At 69.6% G+C, this 14362-nt stretch carries 13 protein-coding genes and 1 pseudogene; 7 read left to right on the top strand and 7 right to left on the bottom strand.

The genetic code is table 11. The features are described from left to right. Positions 1–134 precede the first annotated feature (134 nt). A complete protein-coding gene (locus ACIOEW_RS13730; RefSeq protein WP_401963817.1) occupies positions 135–1154 on the bottom strand; it encodes an aldo/keto reductase in 1020 nt (339 codons plus the stop codon). A gap of 159 nt (positions 1155–1313) precedes the next feature. Between ACIOEW_RS13730 and ACIOEW_RS13725 the strand changes: the two genes are divergently transcribed. Next, on the top strand, positions 1314–1904 hold the full coding sequence (locus ACIOEW_RS13725) for a TetR/AcrR family transcriptional regulator (protein ID WP_401963815.1): 591 nt from the start codon (positions 1314–1316) through the stop codon (positions 1902–1904). Between the two features lie 52 nt (positions 1905–1956). On the opposite strand, the gene ACIOEW_RS13720 is transcribed toward ACIOEW_RS13725, so the two are convergent. The 6 genes and pseudogenes from ACIOEW_RS13720 to ACIOEW_RS13695 all read right to left on the bottom strand — a co-directional run. Further along, positions 1957–2406, bottom strand: a complete 450-nt coding sequence (locus ACIOEW_RS13720; protein WP_362543642.1) for a hypothetical protein — start codon at positions 2404–2406, stop codon at positions 1957–1959. Further along, positions 2403–3326, bottom strand: a complete 924-nt coding sequence (locus ACIOEW_RS13715; protein WP_401963813.1) for a hypothetical protein — start codon at positions 3324–3326, stop codon at positions 2403–2405. The genes ACIOEW_RS13720 and ACIOEW_RS13715 overlap by 4 nt, the downstream gene beginning before the upstream one ends. A gap of 484 nt (positions 3327–3810) precedes the next feature. Beyond that, on the bottom strand, positions 3811–4257 hold the full coding sequence (locus ACIOEW_RS13710; protein WP_401963811.1) for a hypothetical protein: 447 nt from the start codon (positions 4255–4257) through the stop codon (positions 3811–3813). Position 4258: 1 nt separating this feature from the next. After that, positions 4259–4450 carry a hypothetical protein gene (locus ACIOEW_RS13705; RefSeq protein ID WP_362543651.1) on the bottom strand — a complete coding sequence of 64 codons (192 nt, stop codon included), beginning with the start codon at positions 4448–4450 and terminating at the stop codon, positions 4259–4261. 32 nt (positions 4451–4482) lie between these two features. Continuing rightward, complete coding sequence (locus ACIOEW_RS13700; RefSeq protein WP_362543654.1) at positions 4483–4692, bottom strand: DUF397 domain-containing protein; 210 nt, start codon at positions 4690–4692, stop codon at positions 4483–4485. After that, positions 4673–4882, bottom strand: a pseudogene (locus ACIOEW_RS13695) (Scr1 family TA system antitoxin-like transcriptional regulator); the annotation flags it as partial. The gene ACIOEW_RS13700 and the pseudogene ACIOEW_RS13695, both read right to left, overlap by 20 nt. 42 nt (positions 4883–4924) lie before the next feature. Here ACIOEW_RS13695 and ACIOEW_RS13690 point away from each other — a divergent pair. The 6 genes from ACIOEW_RS13690 to ACIOEW_RS13665 all read left to right on the top strand — a co-directional run bounded on the left by ACIOEW_RS13690 (position 4925) and on the right by ACIOEW_RS13665 (position 14294). Continuing rightward, on the top strand, positions 4925–5242 hold the full coding sequence (locus ACIOEW_RS13690) for a hypothetical protein (RefSeq protein ID WP_401963809.1): 318 nt from the start codon (positions 4925–4927) through the stop codon (positions 5240–5242). Positions 5243–5571: 329 nt separating this feature from the next. Beyond that, positions 5572–7545, top strand: a complete 1974-nt coding sequence (locus tag ACIOEW_RS13685) for a glycosyl hydrolase family 28-related protein (protein WP_401963808.1) — start codon at positions 5572–5574, stop codon at positions 7543–7545. Between the two features lie 191 nt (positions 7546–7736). Continuing rightward, the gene (locus ACIOEW_RS13680) at positions 7737–10307 is read left to right on the top strand and encodes a S8 family serine peptidase (protein WP_401963807.1); all 2571 of its coding nucleotides are present in this window, start codon (positions 7737–7739) and stop codon (positions 10305–10307) included. Then, positions 10307–13246 (top strand): FG-GAP-like repeat-containing protein, encoded by a 2940-nt coding sequence (locus ACIOEW_RS13675; RefSeq protein ID WP_401963806.1) that lies wholly within the window; start codon positions 10307–10309, stop codon positions 13244–13246. The genes ACIOEW_RS13680 and ACIOEW_RS13675 overlap by 1 nt, the downstream gene beginning before the upstream one ends. Before the next feature lie 165 nt (positions 13247–13411). Then, positions 13412–13873: a helix-turn-helix transcriptional regulator gene (locus ACIOEW_RS13670; RefSeq protein ID WP_362543665.1), complete on the top strand. Its 462-nt coding sequence runs from the start codon at positions 13412–13414 to the stop codon at positions 13871–13873. Positions 13874–13883: 10 nt separating this feature from the next. Further along, complete coding sequence (locus ACIOEW_RS13665; RefSeq protein WP_401963805.1) at positions 13884–14294, top strand: VOC family protein; 411 nt, start codon at positions 13884–13886, stop codon at positions 14292–14294. The last annotated feature ends 68 nt before the right edge of the window (positions 14295–14362 follow it).

Below are 14362 nucleotides of genomic sequence, written 5' to 3'. Positions count from 1 at the left end.
CACCCCCCGGATCATCAACAACAAGGGGGGGAAGTCATGCCGGACCCGAAGGCCGGAGGCCCCATTGCGGAGCCACGAAAACGGTAACGGGGGGGTATCCCCGTAGGCGATCAGATGGGCGGCGCCACCGGCGGTCAGCGGCGCCGCAGCGCCGGGTCGAGCAGCGCGGGCGGAGTGTCGTGCTTCTCCTGCGGGGCCAGGTCGGTGCCGGGAGCGACGATCGCGTCGATCGCGTCCAGCACATCGGCGGAGAGCGCGGTGTCGGCGGCGGCGAGCTGTGAGTGGAGGTGGTCCAGTGTGCGGGGGCCGATGAGCGCGCTGGTCACGGCGGGATGCGCGGTCACGAATCCGAGCGCGAGCTGGATCAGAGTCAGGCCGGCCTCGTCGGCGACCTCGGCCAACTGCTCGACGGCATCGAGCCTGGCTTGGTTGGCGGGGACGGCGGTGTCGAAGCGTTGCGGCATGAACGCCGAGCGGTTGGTGGTGACGGCCTGTCCCTCACGGATCGCGCCCGACAGCCAGCCCGAAGCCAGCGGGCTCCACACCAGCACACCGAGCCGGTACTGCTCGGCCACGGGCAGCACGTGGCTCTCGATTCCGCGCTGCAGGATCGAGTAACTCGGCTGTTCGGTGACGTACCGGCCCAGGCGGTACTCGCGAGCGGCCGACTGGGCCTGGGCGATGCGGTACGCGGGGAACGTCGAGGAGCCGAAGTAGCGGATCTTTCCCGCCCGTTGCAGGTCGGTCAGTGCCGACAGCGTCTCCTCGTCACTGGTGCGCGGGTCCCACCGGTGGATCTGGTACAGGTCGACGTGGTCGACACCGAGGCGGCGCAGGCTGTTCTCCAGCTCGGTGATCAGCCAGCGTCGCGAACTGCCCTGGTGGTTGGGCTCATCGCCCATCGGCAGGCCCGCCTTCGTGGCCAGCACGATGTCGTCGCGGCGGCCGGCGATGGCCTTGCCGACCAGCTCCTCCGACTCGCCGCCGCTGTACACGTCGGCGGTGTCGATGAGGTTGATGCCGTTTTCGAGAGCGGCGTCGACGAGGGCGGTGACCTCGTCCTGGGGGGTGCGCCCCGTCCTGCCGAAGTTCATCGCGCCGAGCGCGAGGGAGCTGACCTGTACACCGGTGCTGCCCAGGGTGCGGTAGTGCATGACCGTGTTCCTCCATAGCGGGTGAGGTGTGGCCGAACCCAGCCGTGGCTTGGCTGCCGGCCCCTTGCTCTGACATCATGAGCAAACGGAACCTTGTCCCGTTTGACGATACGGAACGCTGTCCCGTTTAACAAGGCGGGCAATGGAGGGAATGGCGCGGTGGCTGAAGGAGACCGGGGTGCAGGGCGCGCGACCCCGCCCAAACGGGCGGACGCCCGGCGCAACAAGAAGGCGCTGCTCGACGCGGCCGCCGCCGTCTTCGTCACGTCGGGTGTGGAGGCGCCGGTACGCGACATCGCGGCCGAGGCCGGCGTCGGGACGGCCACGATCTACCGCCACTTCCCGACGCGGGCGGATCTCGTCATCGCCGTCTACCGGCACCAGGTCGAGGCATGTGCCGAGGCCGGTCCGGCCCTGCTGGCGTCCGCCCCCACTCCGCACGCCGCACTGGAACGGTGGCTCGACCTCTTCGTCGACTTCCTGGTCACCAAGCACGGCCTCGCCGCCGCGCTGCAGAACGGCAACGCCGACTTCGGGGCACTCCACGCCTACTTCGTCGATCGCCTCCTGCCGGTGTGCGACCGGCTCCTCGACGCTGCCACCGCCTCCGGCGAGATCGGCTCCGACCTCGACGCCTACCAGCTCATGCGCGGCATCGGAAACCTCTGCATCGGGGCCGACAGCGACCCCCGTTACGACGCGCGCCGACTGGTCGCCCTCCTGGTCGCGGGACTGCGTCAGCCGCGTTGACCGTGGTGGGCGGTGCAGCCGCTTCCGACGCTCCGGCGGGCGGATGCCTGCGCTAGAAGCCGGTCAGCCAGCGCTTCCGTTCCGCTTCGTACACCGCATCCACCTGTGTGTGGTGCCGGTCCACGAGATCGGCGAACCGGGCGACCGCTGCACGTTCGGCCGGCAGGAGGTCGTCGGCCGTCTTCTCGATGGCTGCGCGGACGCTGTCGCGCATGCCATGCGAAGCATGCGACGCGACCTCGGCGGCACTGGCCGGTTGGAGGTGGCCGAACTTGACGAGACGCCGGACGGAGTCGCGGGTCTCGGCCTCCGGCATGCCGAGTTCGGTGATCAGCCAGTCGAGATCGCCGTACCGGCCGCAGATGAGCGAAAGCCACTGACAGCGCATGTAGACACCGACGTCGGCGGCGGACAGGCGGGGGTCGGTGACGGAAGAGGAGGGGACGACCAGTACGTCCAACCCGCCGTCCCCACGGATCGTCACCGGTTCGGGAATGGTCATGCCTTGTCCTCCATGGGGGGCTTCGATGACAGGGACCGCCGCTGAGGGCGCTCCTCCCGGGGCATCAGCCCCGCACGCACCGCGCTCATCCGTGCCCGTACGCCCTGCACGGGCACGGCGCCCGCCGGGCCCCTGGGTGTGTCGTCGGGCTTGCCGCGGCATGCTCCGCAGATGCCGCCCCGCATCGCCTCGGGGCTGCCGGGGGCGCGGCACTCGCGGCATTCCAGGGTCCGCAGGACGACCGTGCGGACGGGGGTGATGCGTGCGGGCGGCATCTTGTCGAGCAGCCTCGTGCGGACGAAGTGGAAGGGACTGTAGATCGGTGCCGGAAGTCCCTGGGTCAGTGCGCACATGATCTCGGCCTCGGTGGAGCCACGCTCGAACCATTCGTTGACCTGAGGTTCCAGCCCCACGCAGTCCGCGTCGGACAGCGGCAGCGTGGGCGCGGCTTCCCCGAGTGCGGCAAGCAGGATGTACGACCTGGAACGGGTGGGCCGTTGGGTTTCCTGCGGTACGTCGCCCCGCGTGTACGCCGCCCACCACTCGTCCTCGCGCGCGGTACGGGAGAAAAACGTACGCGTCACCCAGAGCAGCGCATCCTCGGTCGCGATGCATTCGCTGCCCCGGCGCAGATGCCCTGCCTCCTGGAGCCGGTTCAGGCTGGTCCGCAGCGCGCACTGCCCGTACGGCAGCACCTTCGCGAGCATCTTCACGGAGATGTCGGCGCCGTCGCGCAGCCCGTCGATGTAGGCGGCGATGGCGGCGTCGCGGGGGAGGAGATGAGTGAAGTCGCGGCCGGTGCGGGGGCGTTGGTCCGGGGCCGAACGCTTGCCGTATCCGGGGTTCGCCATCGGGTGGTCGTGCGTGGGTACGGGGCCGGGCGCGGGGAAAGGGGCGGCACTAAGCTGGCTGGCAGCCATGAGATCGGGCCTTCTTCGATCGTCGTGGTCAGGCCCCTGCTCGGTGTTTGCGCACCGGCGGGGGCCGTCGTGTCCCGGCTGACGCTAGAGCGTCGCTACCCTCCGTCGCAAGTCGCTCGCAAAAAGTCAACCCGCCAGGTAGGGAGGGTGGGTGGGAATCAATCCCTCCACCCATTCCGCTGAAAGAGCGCTCGGATCTCGACGCTTGAGCCCCGGGGTGTGATCCGTGCCGGTCCGGGCCTGCTCGGCGGAGACGATCGCGGGTACGCCGCTTACGGACCTCGCCCCAAGTCCTCCGCGTCCTCCGCGTCCTCCGCTCAAACCGGAGTTGAGAGCGAAATGGGCGCGCATCCGTGCCCGCGAGGCCGCCCCGGGAGCATCCGTCGCGCCTACTTCGCCCCCATGTCCCTGACAGACCAGCCGACGAGGCGGTGGGGAGACGACGCGAAGCGCCCCTCCCCCGAGCGCTTACGGGCTCACTGGCTTACTGGAGCTTCATGCCCGCGGGTGAGGTGAGGCCCTTGTCGGGATGGGCGCGGAATGTTGCCGTCCACGCGGTCGGCGGGCAGGACGTGCCGTTGGGGTGCTGTTCCTTCAGCGTGGCCCGGGTGCTGTCCTCGACCACCGCGTCACCGCTCTTCGCGGAGGTCACGGTGAGCCGCACCGGCACGGTGGACGCACCGACGTCGTCGGGGAGCCGGACCGACAGCGAGGCGAACGGATCGTCGGGACTGCCCGATGTCCGCTCCTCGCAGGTGTCGTCCACGCACAGCCGGATTCGTGCCTCGTCCCGGCCGCCGAAGTCGGCGGGCTGCCACACGGCGGAGACCTGCGAGTCCGCGCCGATTTTGGTGCACGGTGTGTCGTCGCCGAGGGACGAACATCCGGTCAGGGATGCCGCCAGCATCAGCGTGAGAAGGGCACGGCGCATGTCACCACCTCGCTACGGTGCCGGGGAAGGCACTGTTGGCCAATCCGATGTCGGTGAAGTGCAGTCGGCACGGGTCGAACAACCCGTCGCTGTCGCCGCCACCACCGGAGTCACCGTTGATCGTGCAGGATCCGGACGTCTTCCTGTCGACGACCATCCTGGCCTTCGTACCGCCGGAGTAGGTGCAGTTCACCTGAGTGTTGGGGACGACTCAAGAGCGTCCGATCACCCGCGCTTGAGGCTTGCCGTGAAGGCCGACCAGGCCGCCGCGCGGAACACCAGCGCCGGGCCGTCGGTCACCTTGGAGTCGCGGACGGGGACGATCTCGGGGACGCCGTCGAGGACTTCGAGGCAGTCGCCGCCGCTCCCGCCGCTGTAGGTGGACTTGCGCCAGATCGCCGTGGTCAGGTCGTAGTCAGAACCGCTCAGCTTCATGCGCGTATTCCTCCGCCACCGACTCGATCAAGGCCAGAGACGCTGCGGGTGACACCGCGCTGGCCATCACCAGATCGTAAGTCAGCTCGTACTGGCGGACGGTGGCCGGATCGTCCTCCAACCTGCCGATGCCCAGCCCGTCCACGTATGCGAGCGGTGGTGCATCCGAGAACGACATGAGTTTGAGAGGGGTGCCCGCGGGGTCGAGACGGCGAACCACCTGGCTGCGCAGATGACGCCGGAGCAGGGCGAGCGCTACGGCAGCCTGGTCCGGGCGAACAACAAGTTGATGACCTCGGGCACTGCTTCAGGCCTGACCGCCGACGCCGCCGCCCGGGTCATCGCGAGCGCCGTGACGGCGCGCAGACCGCGCACCCGCTACACCGCCGGCCGGGATGCCGCCCTGATCATGCGCCTGGGCCCCATGCTGTCCGACCGCACGCTCGACCGTGTCCTCGCCGCCAACCTGCGCCGCCACTACCCGAAGGGAGCCGTTGGCCGACGAGGACTCCACGAACGGCTCCGTCCCCTGTGGTGCGGCCGCGGGTGAGCTCACAGTCGACGGACAACGTGCCCTCCGGCCCGGGGCGAGGACTCTCACGCCGAACTCCTGCAACGTTGTAGTCCAGTCGCGCAAAAACCTGATGAGGGAACGCAGTTATGCGGCAAGGGTGAGAAATCTCCTTGCAGGAGTCTTGTGGGGCGGGACGTGCGAGTCCTACTGTCGCCTCACCTTCCCGGCGGCCGCCCCACCGGACGTCCCGGTCGTTCACCCCTCCTCAGAGAAACGGGCCTGCGATGTCACGGAAGATCACCGATGTCGGAGCGAGGGCGCGAAGACCGCGCCGAACAGGGCTGTACGCGGCCACGGTTGCCTCCATGACCGCGGCCGCCGTCGGCCTCGGAGTGCTGGCGGGTGCGCCCGCAGGCGCCCGCCCCGCCGCCGCCCCGGCCCCCGTCGTCACCCGTGCCGCCCTCGACCCGGCGCTCGTCGCGGGCCGGGGCGCGAAGGTGGCGTTCGCCGAGCAGGAGGCCGAGAACGCGGCCACCGACGGCACGGTCATCGGCCCGGACCGCACCGCGTACACGCTCCCCGCCGAGGCGTCCGGCCGTAAGGCGGTCCGGCTGGAACCGGGCGAGCACGTCGAGTTCACGCTCCCGGCCGCGGCCAACGCGATCACCGTGCGCTACAGCATTCCGGACGCGCCGGGCGGCGGCGGGATCACGGCGCCGCTGGACGTCGCGGTGAACGGCAAGAAGCGCTCCACGATGACGCTGACCTCGCAGTACTCCTGGTTGTACAACCAGTACCCGTTCTCCAACGACCCCGACGCCGGGCTGCTCCACCCCGACTGGTGGATCACCGAGTGCTCCTGCGTGCCCGCCGCCACGACCCCCGCCCCGGCCATTGCGAAGCCCTTCCGGCCCAGCCACTTCTACGACGAGCAGCGTCTCCTGCTTGGCCGGACATACCGCGCGGGCGACACCGTACGGCTCACCGTCCCGGCCGGGAGCCGGGCCGCGTGGACAGTCGTCGACCTGCTGGACTCGGAGCTCGTCGGCCGGCCGCACGTCGAGCTGCTCGCCGCCAACGTCCTTGCCTTCGGCGCCGATCCGACTGGCCGACGCGACGCGGCGGGCGCGATCGAGAAGGCCATGGCCTTCGCCCGGCGCACCCACCTCACGGTGTACATCCCGCCGGGTACCTACCGGGTCGACCGGCACATCGTCGTCGACGACGTCACGATCACCGGCGCGGGCAGTTGGTACACGAAGATCAAGGGCCGGGAGACCGTGCTCGGCAGCCCGGCTCCGGACGGCTCGACCCACACCGGCGTCGGCTTCTACGGCAAGGACGCGGCCGACGGCGGCAGCCGCAACGTCCACCTGTCCGGCTTCGCCATCGAGGGCGACGTACGCGAACGCATCGACACCGACCAGGTCAACGGCATCGGCGGCGCGATGAGCGATTCGAAGATCGAGGGCCTGCACATCAGCCACACCAAGGTCGGCATGTGGTTCGACGGCCCGATGAAGAACCTGCGGATCAGCGACAACACCATCGTCGACCAGATCGCCGACGCCCTCAACTTTCATACAGGCGTGACCGATTCACGGGTGACGAACACCTTCGTACGCAACTCGGGCGACGACGGTCTGGCCATGTGGTCGGAGAAGACCGCGAACGCCCGCAACACCTTCGACCACAACACCGTCCAGACCCCGGTCCTCGCCAACGGCATCGCGATCTACGGCGGCACCGACACCACCGTCTCGGACAATCTGGTCGCCGACCCGGTCCGCGAGGGCAGCGCCCTGCACATCGGCTCCCGCTTCGGCGCCGAGCCGTTCACCGGGAAGCTGAACCTCGACGACAACACGACGGTGCGCGCCGGTACGTACGAGCTGAACTGGAACATCGGTCTCGGCGCGCTCTGGATCTTCGCCCTGGACAAGAGCATCGACGGCGCCGACATCCGGGTCACCGGTGACCACTACCTCGACAGCACCTACAACGCGATCATGCTCGTCTCCGACTGGGCGGTGAAGGACCAGTACGAGATCAAGGGCGTCCACTTCAAGGACATCAGGGTCGACGGTACGGGCACCTCGGTGCTGAGCGCCCGCGCTGCGGGTGGCGCGACCTTCGAGAACGTGGACGCGCGCAACGTCGGTGCCGTCGGCGTCAACAACTGCGGGTCGTTCAATTTCCCCGCGACCGGATCGGAGTTCTCCCTCGCGGACCTGGGGGGCAACGACGGCGACTGGCTCGCCCCCTGGCTGCTGCCGAACACGATCACCTGCGACGACCGGCCCGCGGTCGTCCCGCCGCCCGCGCCGGGTGCGTGGTGACGCGCGCACGGTGACGTACGACCGGCCGCCCGCGGTACCCGCTCCAGGGTGCCGCGGGCGGCCAGTAATTCCTCAGTAACGGGCTCCTCATAGGTTCTCGCACCAACCTGGCCGTGCTTGCGGTGACCACCCCCGGTCTCCGGAGGTCCGGCCGGGTTGCAGCGCACCTCTCCCGGTAGGAGCTCCTCTTCATGTACCCACCCAGAAGTCCCCGGCGCCGCGGCGTCGCATGGGCGGCGACCGCGTTCACGGCCCTGGCCGTGCTCGGTACGGCGCCGTCCGCGATCGCCGCCACCGGCGCCGGATCCACCGCGACCCCCGCCCCGGCCGCCAAGGTCGACTCCGCTCTCCGTGCCGCCGTCGGCAAGGGCAAGGAGTCGACCTTCTTCGTCGTCATGAAGCAGCGGGCCGACCTGACCGCCGCCAAGGGCAAGCGCGCGCACAAGGACAAGGCGAAGTCGGCCTTCTCCGCGCTGCGGGCCGAGGCCGGCACCTCGCAGAAGTCCCTGGCGTCCTTCCTCGACAGGAAGAAGATCGGGCACGAGTCGTTCTGGATCGCCAACGCCGTCAAGGTGACGGGCGACCGGCAGCTCGTGGACGAGCTGGCCCAGCGGTCCGATGTGGCGAGCATCGTCAAGGAGCAGCGCTACGCGCTCGACGAGCTGGAGTCGTCCTCGACGCCGGGCACGACGACCGACGCCGACTCCGGTGCCACCGACGTCACCCCGGAGTGGGGCGTCAAGGACATCAAGGCGGACCAGGTCTGGGACCAGTACGACGACCGCGGTGACGGGATCGTCATCGCCAACGTCGACTCGGGTGTGCAGTACGACCACCCGGCGCTGGTGGGGAACTACCGGGGCAACCTGGGCAACGGCACCTTCAGCCACGACTACAACTGGTACGACCCGACCGGCCAGTGCACCACCGAGGCCCCCTGCGACAACAACGGCCACGGCACCCACACCATGGGCACCATGGTCGGCCAGGGCGGTGTGGGCGTCGCCCCCGGAGCCAAGTGGATAGCCGCCAAGGGCTGCGAGTCCAAGGAGTGCTCGGACTCCTCGCTCCTCGCCGCCGGTCAGTGGATCCTCGCGCCGACCGACCACAACGGGCAGAACCCGAAGCCCGAGCTGGCACCCGACATCGTCAACAACTCCTGGGGCGGCGGTGACACGAACTTCTACCAGGACATCGTGAAGGCGTGGAACGCGGCCGGGATCTTCGAGGCCTTCGCCTCCGGTAACGACGGCGACGGCGCGACCTGCTCGACCGGCCACGCACCGGGCTCGCAGGCCGACTCCTACGGCGTGGGCGCCTATGACGTCGACGGGAAGATCGCTTCCTTCTCCGGCTTCGGTCCCTCCGTCTTCGACGGCTCGATGAAGCCGAACATCTCCGCTCCGGGCGTCAACGTCCGCTCCACCTGGCCGGGCAACGGGTACTCGTCCATCTCCGGTACGTCGATGGCGACCCCGCACGTCGCGGGCGCCGTCGCCCTGCTGTGGGCCGCGGCCCCCTCGCTCATCGGCAAGATCGACGAGACCCGCGCCCTGCTCGACCAGGGTTCGACGGACGTCGACGACACCCACTGCGGCGGCACCGCGGCGATGAACAACGTCTGGGGCAGCGGAAAGCTGGACATCCTGGCCTCCGTCGACGCCGCCCCGCACACCGCGGGCACCGTCACGGGCACCCTGACCGACCGGGCCACCGGCAAGGCCGCGACCGGCACCGTGACCGCGCAGAACGCCGAGACGAAGCGCTCGGTCACCACCGGCGCGGACGGTGCCTTCCAGCTGCACCTGCCGGCCGGTACGTACACGCTCACCACCACCGTCTACGGCTTCGCGTCCCGCACCAACTCGGTGACGATCGCCGTCGGCGAGACCGAGTCCCTCCCCCTCGCGCTCGACGCGGTCGCCCACCACGCCGTCTCCGGCACGGTCCTGGACGTCACAGGCAAGCCGCTCAAGGGCGCCACGGTGAAGTTCGCCGACGCCCCGCTGGACGCGGTCACCACCGGCGCCGACGGCACGTACACCTTCCCGTCCGTCGCCGAGGGCTCCTTCCGCCTCGCCGTGACCCCCGCCGCCCCGGTGCTGTGCAACGGCAACTGGACCGGCGCGGTCACCGTCGACGGGAACGAGACCGTCAAGGCCTCGCTGCCGCCGCGCACCGACGCCGCCGGTACGTACTCCTGTGCGCCCGCCGCGTACAGCTGGGTCACCGGGAAGACGAAGGTCGCCCTGAGCGGTGACGAGAACGCCAAGGCCGTTGCCCTGCCCTTCCCCGTGACGTACTACGGAGTCGCGTACACCAGCGCCAACATCACCACCAACGGTCTGGTGAACTTCCTGTCGCCGCGCCTCGGTGACTACGCGAACACCGCACTGCCGGCCGCCGCGCAGCCCAACGGCATCGTGGCCGCGTTCTGGGACGACCTGACGCTCGACAAGAAGTCCAGCGTCCAGACGACCACGACGGGCACCGTCGGCAAGCGCACGTTCGCGATCGTCTGGAACAACGCCGCACTGGTCTCCGACACTTCGGTGCGGATCACCTTCGAGGCCGTCTTCGACGAGGCGACCGGCGCGATCACCCTCCAGTACAAGGGGATCGGCAGCAACGCGTCGCAGAAGGGCTCCTCGGCCACCATCGGTGTCGAGAACCAGGCCGGTACGGACGCCCTCCAGTACTCCTTCAACGAGTCCGTCCTCTCGGACGCCTCCGCGATCCGCTTCTCCCCGAAGGCCGCGTGATGAGGAACATCAACCGAAGAGGCGTGCGCCTCGCCTCCATGCTGGTGGCCGCCGGACTGGTGCTGAGCGCCGCACCGGGCGCGCTCGCCGCCGACGCCGACGACAGCAGCGGTCTCCTGACCCTCACGGACAGCCAGACCGCCGATCTCTCCGCACATGCGCAGCTCAACCCGTACCGCGATGCGGAGGTCCAGGCGTACGACCCGCAGAAGGCGGGCGCACGCGAGGATGCGGCGACGGTGCCGTCCACGGGCGCGACGGGCGGCAGCGGTTCGTCGCTCGACGGTGCGGCCACCGACGTGGGTGCCTCCTGGAAGGTGACAGCGAGGTCGTCCGTGGAGGGCGGGACAGGCATGGTCGCGACCGCCCCGGTGGCGGGTGCGAACGGCGACTACTTCGCACTGGACGCGCTCGGCCCCGTCCAGCGGCGCACCGCCGACGGCAAGGAGGTGTGGCGGCGCGACAACGCTTCGCTGTACACGGACTGGCAGGTCACGAACGCCCGTCCGTGGCAGACCGAGCCGTACCCGGCGCGCATCGTCATGGGCTACAACGCGGTCGGCCCCTTCACCGTGTCGTCCGACAACGGCTACACCACCGGTGACCTGACCGGCGACGGCGTGGACGACGTGGTCTTCACCGCGAGCGTCGGCTCCTACCCCTACCGTCCGTTCACGTCACCCGGTTCGACGCTGCCGACCGGTACCTTCGTGACGGTCCTCGACGGCAGCACCGGCAAGACGCTGTGGAGCAAGCTCTACACCGGTGCGTACAACATCAAGCTGGTCGGCAAGACCCTGCTCGTGGCGGACTCGCCGTCGCTGAACCTGAACGCGCCCAAGGACTCGAAGACCACGCTGACGGGCATCCGCTTCTCGTACGCCGACGGCGCGCTCACCCAAGCCGACACCTGGACGTATGACGCGGGCGCGTTCACCGCAGCCGCGTGGGCCAGCCTGGAGCCCCTGGGCAAGGGGCTGGTCGCTGCCTCGTGGGACCAGCGCAAGGTCAGCGCCACCGCCGATCCAGCCGGCCACACCTTGGTGCTGGACACCGCGGACGGCAGCGTCAAGTGGGAGCAGACGAACCGCCTCTACTCGCGGCAGTTGCACTACGACGCCGCCCGCAATTGCATCGTCGCCCTGGAGCAGTCGGATCCGAGCGACGGCGTCGCCTACGAGGTCGCCTCGTACGTACTCTCCGACGGCGCCCGCACCACCGTCGACCGGCGGATCAACGCACTCCCGCTCGACCTGGCCATCGGTGACATCCAGGGCAACTCCAAGCCGGAGTACGCGGTTAGCGAGTCCACGCTGGACCCGTCCCTGTACATCAACGCCAACACCGTGCGCGCGCTGAACGGCGACGACGGCAGCGAGCTGTGGTCGCGCACCGTCAAGCGTGACGAGGCCAACTCCCATGACGGCGGCGGCGCCTGGGGCCTTGAGGTCGTCGACGGCAAGGTCGTCGCCTCGTACAAGGACGACGCCGGCTACGGGACCGCCGACAACCGGGGTGCGAGCCGCTACGGCAGGCTCGCAGTCCTTTCCGGCAAGGACGGGGAGGTGCGCTGGGAGCAGCGCGGCCTGGTCACCTCGCAGATGTGGGCGCAGCCGTTCCGCGAGGGCGGCAGCTGGCGCCTGCGTACGGTCGACACCAACGAGAACGTCCGGACCTACGGGCTGAGCGACGGCAAGCAGAAGGGCCTCGTCCCGCTGCGGTCCGCGGTCAACTCGGCCGTCGCCACCGACATCACCGGCGACAAGAAGCAGGACCTGATCGTCGGCGGTGTGTCCAACGGCGTCTTCGCCTACGACGGTCCCTCGATGGTGTCGGGGAAGCCGAAGCAGCTGTGGACGGCCACCGTGCCCGGCCAGGTGCACGCGCTCGTGAAGGCCGACGTGAACGGCGACAAGCGGGACGAGACGATCGTCGCCGCCGACACCGCGACCGTGGTGCTCGACTCCCGTACGGGCAAGGTCCTCACCACGATCGGCGGCAAGGGCCAGTTCGTACGCACGGCCACGGCCGCCGACGTCAACGGTGACGGCAAGGCCGAGATCATCGTCGCCACCGACAAGGTGCGCGTCTACGACGGCAAGGGCAAGAAGCTCTGGGAGTACAGCGCTCCGGCCTCGGCCGGTGACGTCGTGTTCGCCGACGTGTCGGTCGCCGACGGGCATGTATACGCCCAGTACGCCTCGCATCTCAGCGTGTCGGACGGCATGGAGCCCAGCAACGTGGGCGGTGTCGCCCTGCGTGGCAAGAACGGCGCTCTCGACTGGTCGTTCGTCCCCGAGCCCGGCTCGGGAACAGACGGCAAGCTCTACGGCGCTCCGCTCCAGGCGGGCACGTTCGCCTCCGCGGGTATTCCGTACGCCGACGGACACGCGGCCGTCTTCACCTCGTTCAGCAGAGTCCCCGCGACGGGCGCCCTGACCACGGTCGTGCAGATCCGCGACGGCCGCACCGGAAAGCTGCTGCACGAGGCCACGGCGGGAGGCCCCTGGTCGCTCGGCAACTGGCTGACCGGACCCGAGGGCCTGATCATGGCGAGCAACGTTTCGCTGCGCACCTACGGGCCGGACGGCCAGGACTCGCGGATGTACACGCTCCCTGACTCGCAGACGGCCGCCTTCGCGACCGGCCCCGGCGGGCAGCGGATCATTGTCTCGGGCCAGCAGGGCGGGCTGAGTACCTACGGCCCGTCCGTCCTCACCGCCGGGAGCAACTACCCGGCGAGCGTGTCGGACCTTGACGCCCTGGGCGGCAAGGAGGTCTTCGTCGCCGACCTGAACGGTGACAAGGCCGACGAGATCGTCTCGCTCAACTTCGACGAGTACGGCACGGACCGCACTGCGGCGCTCGAAGGGGGCGGCTTCTCCGCACCGTTCAGCGCGATGCGCCGGACGGTCGTGGCGACGATCGACCCGTCCTGACCGTCTCCGAACCGCCGCAGGCCCCCGAGTCCACGATTTGGGGGCCTGCGGCGCGCTGGGAGGCCCTGGAGAAGGGGCCCGGGGCGCGGGCGGCACCGCGCGATCCGTTACCTCCTTGCGGCAACGCGGGGGCATTCCGCGCCCCGACGTGGCACGCTTTCACAGGTGACCAGCAGAACCGACCCTGCACAGCACCTGAGCGATCTCGCGCGGCTCCGCCGCGTCCGTGACCGCATAGACAGGGAGTACGCGCAGCCGCTGGACGTCGAGGCCCTCGCGCGCGGCGTCCACATGTCGGCCGGGCATCTCAGCCGGGAGTTCCGGCGGGCCTACGGCGAGCCCCCGTACGGCTACCTCATGACGCGGCGCATCGAGCGGGCGATGGCCCTGCTGCGCCGCGGCGACCTCAGCGTCACCGAGATCTGCTTCGAGGTCGGCTGCTCGTCGCTGGGCACCTTCAGTACCCGCTTCACGGAACTGGTCGGGGTGCCACCCAGCGTCTACCGGCGCGAGGCGCTCCAGGCCGAGCAGGCGGAACAGGCCGGGGCGGGGGTGCCGTCGTGTCTGGAGAAGCAGGTGACACGACCGGTCAGGAATCGAGAAGCGCCGGTCAAGAAGCGGGATTAGCGTGACGGACATGGACATCAACATTCACTCCACCTTCCTTCCGCACGAGGACCCGGACGCCTCACTCGCCTTCTACCGCGACGTCCTCGGATTCGAGGTACGCAACGACGTCGGCCAGGGCGCGATGCGCTGGATCACGGTCGGCCCCGCCGGTCAGCCCGGTACGTCGATCGTCCTGGAGCCGCCGTACGCCGATCCCTCCGTCACCGACGAGGAGCGCGCCACCGTCGTCGCGATGATGGCCAAGGGCACCTTCGCCCGCGTCCTCCTGGACACGGCCGACCTCGACGCCACCTTCGAGAAGGTGCAGGCCGGTACCTCAGAGATCGTCCAGGAGCCGACCGAGCAGCCATACGGCGTACGCGACTTCGCCGTCCGCGACCCCGCCGGCAACCTGATCCGCGTCCAGGAACGGGGCTGAGCCGTCCCGCGACCACAGCCGTAAACCGTACGAAGCCGACGGGGCCGCGCGAGCGGCCCCGCCAACGG

The sequence above is a fragment of the Streptomyces sp. NPDC087901 genome (assembly GCF_044742205.1).
In the GTDB taxonomy this organism is placed as follows: domain Bacteria; phylum Actinomycetota; class Actinomycetes; order Streptomycetales; family Streptomycetaceae; genus Streptomyces.
The sequence above is the reverse complement of the archived record's forward strand: the minus strand, read 5'-3'. Positions and strand labels throughout refer to the sequence as shown.

Bases quoted from the DNA above. Each gene is read 5' to 3' on its own strand.
- ACIOEW_RS13710 (WP_401963811.1), bottom strand. From the start codon at position 4,257: ATGCGCCGTGCCCTTCTCACGCTGATGCTGGCGGCATCCCTGACCGGA.
- ACIOEW_RS13730 (WP_401963817.1), bottom strand. From the start codon at position 1,154: ATGCACTACCGCACCCTGGGCAGCACCGGTGTACAGGTCAGCTCCCTC.
- ACIOEW_RS13685 (WP_401963808.1), top strand. From the start codon at position 5,572: ATGACCGCGGCCGCCGTCGGCCTCGGAGTGCTGGCGGGTGCGCCCGCA.
- ACIOEW_RS13715 (WP_401963813.1), bottom strand. From the start codon at position 3,326: ATGGCTGCCAGCCAGCTTAGTGCCGCCCCTTTCCCCGCGCCCGGCCCC.
- ACIOEW_RS13665 (WP_401963805.1), top strand. From the start codon at position 13,884: ATGGACATCAACATTCACTCCACCTTCCTTCCGCACGAGGACCCGGAC.
- ACIOEW_RS13680 (WP_401963807.1), top strand. From the start codon at position 7,737: ATGTACCCACCCAGAAGTCCCCGGCGCCGCGGCGTCGCATGGGCGGCG.
- ACIOEW_RS13690 (WP_401963809.1), top strand. From the start codon at position 4,925: ATGACGCCGGAGCAGGGCGAGCGCTACGGCAGCCTGGTCCGGGCGAAC.
- ACIOEW_RS13700 (WP_362543654.1), bottom strand. From the start codon at position 4,692: ATGAAGCTGAGCGGTTCTGACTACGACCTGACCACGGCGATCTGGCGC.
- ACIOEW_RS13675 (WP_401963806.1), top strand. From the start codon at position 10,307: ATGAGGAACATCAACCGAAGAGGCGTGCGCCTCGCCTCCATGCTGGTG.
- ACIOEW_RS13720 (WP_362543642.1), bottom strand. From the start codon at position 2,406: ATGACCATTCCCGAACCGGTGACGATCCGTGGGGACGGCGGGTTGGAC.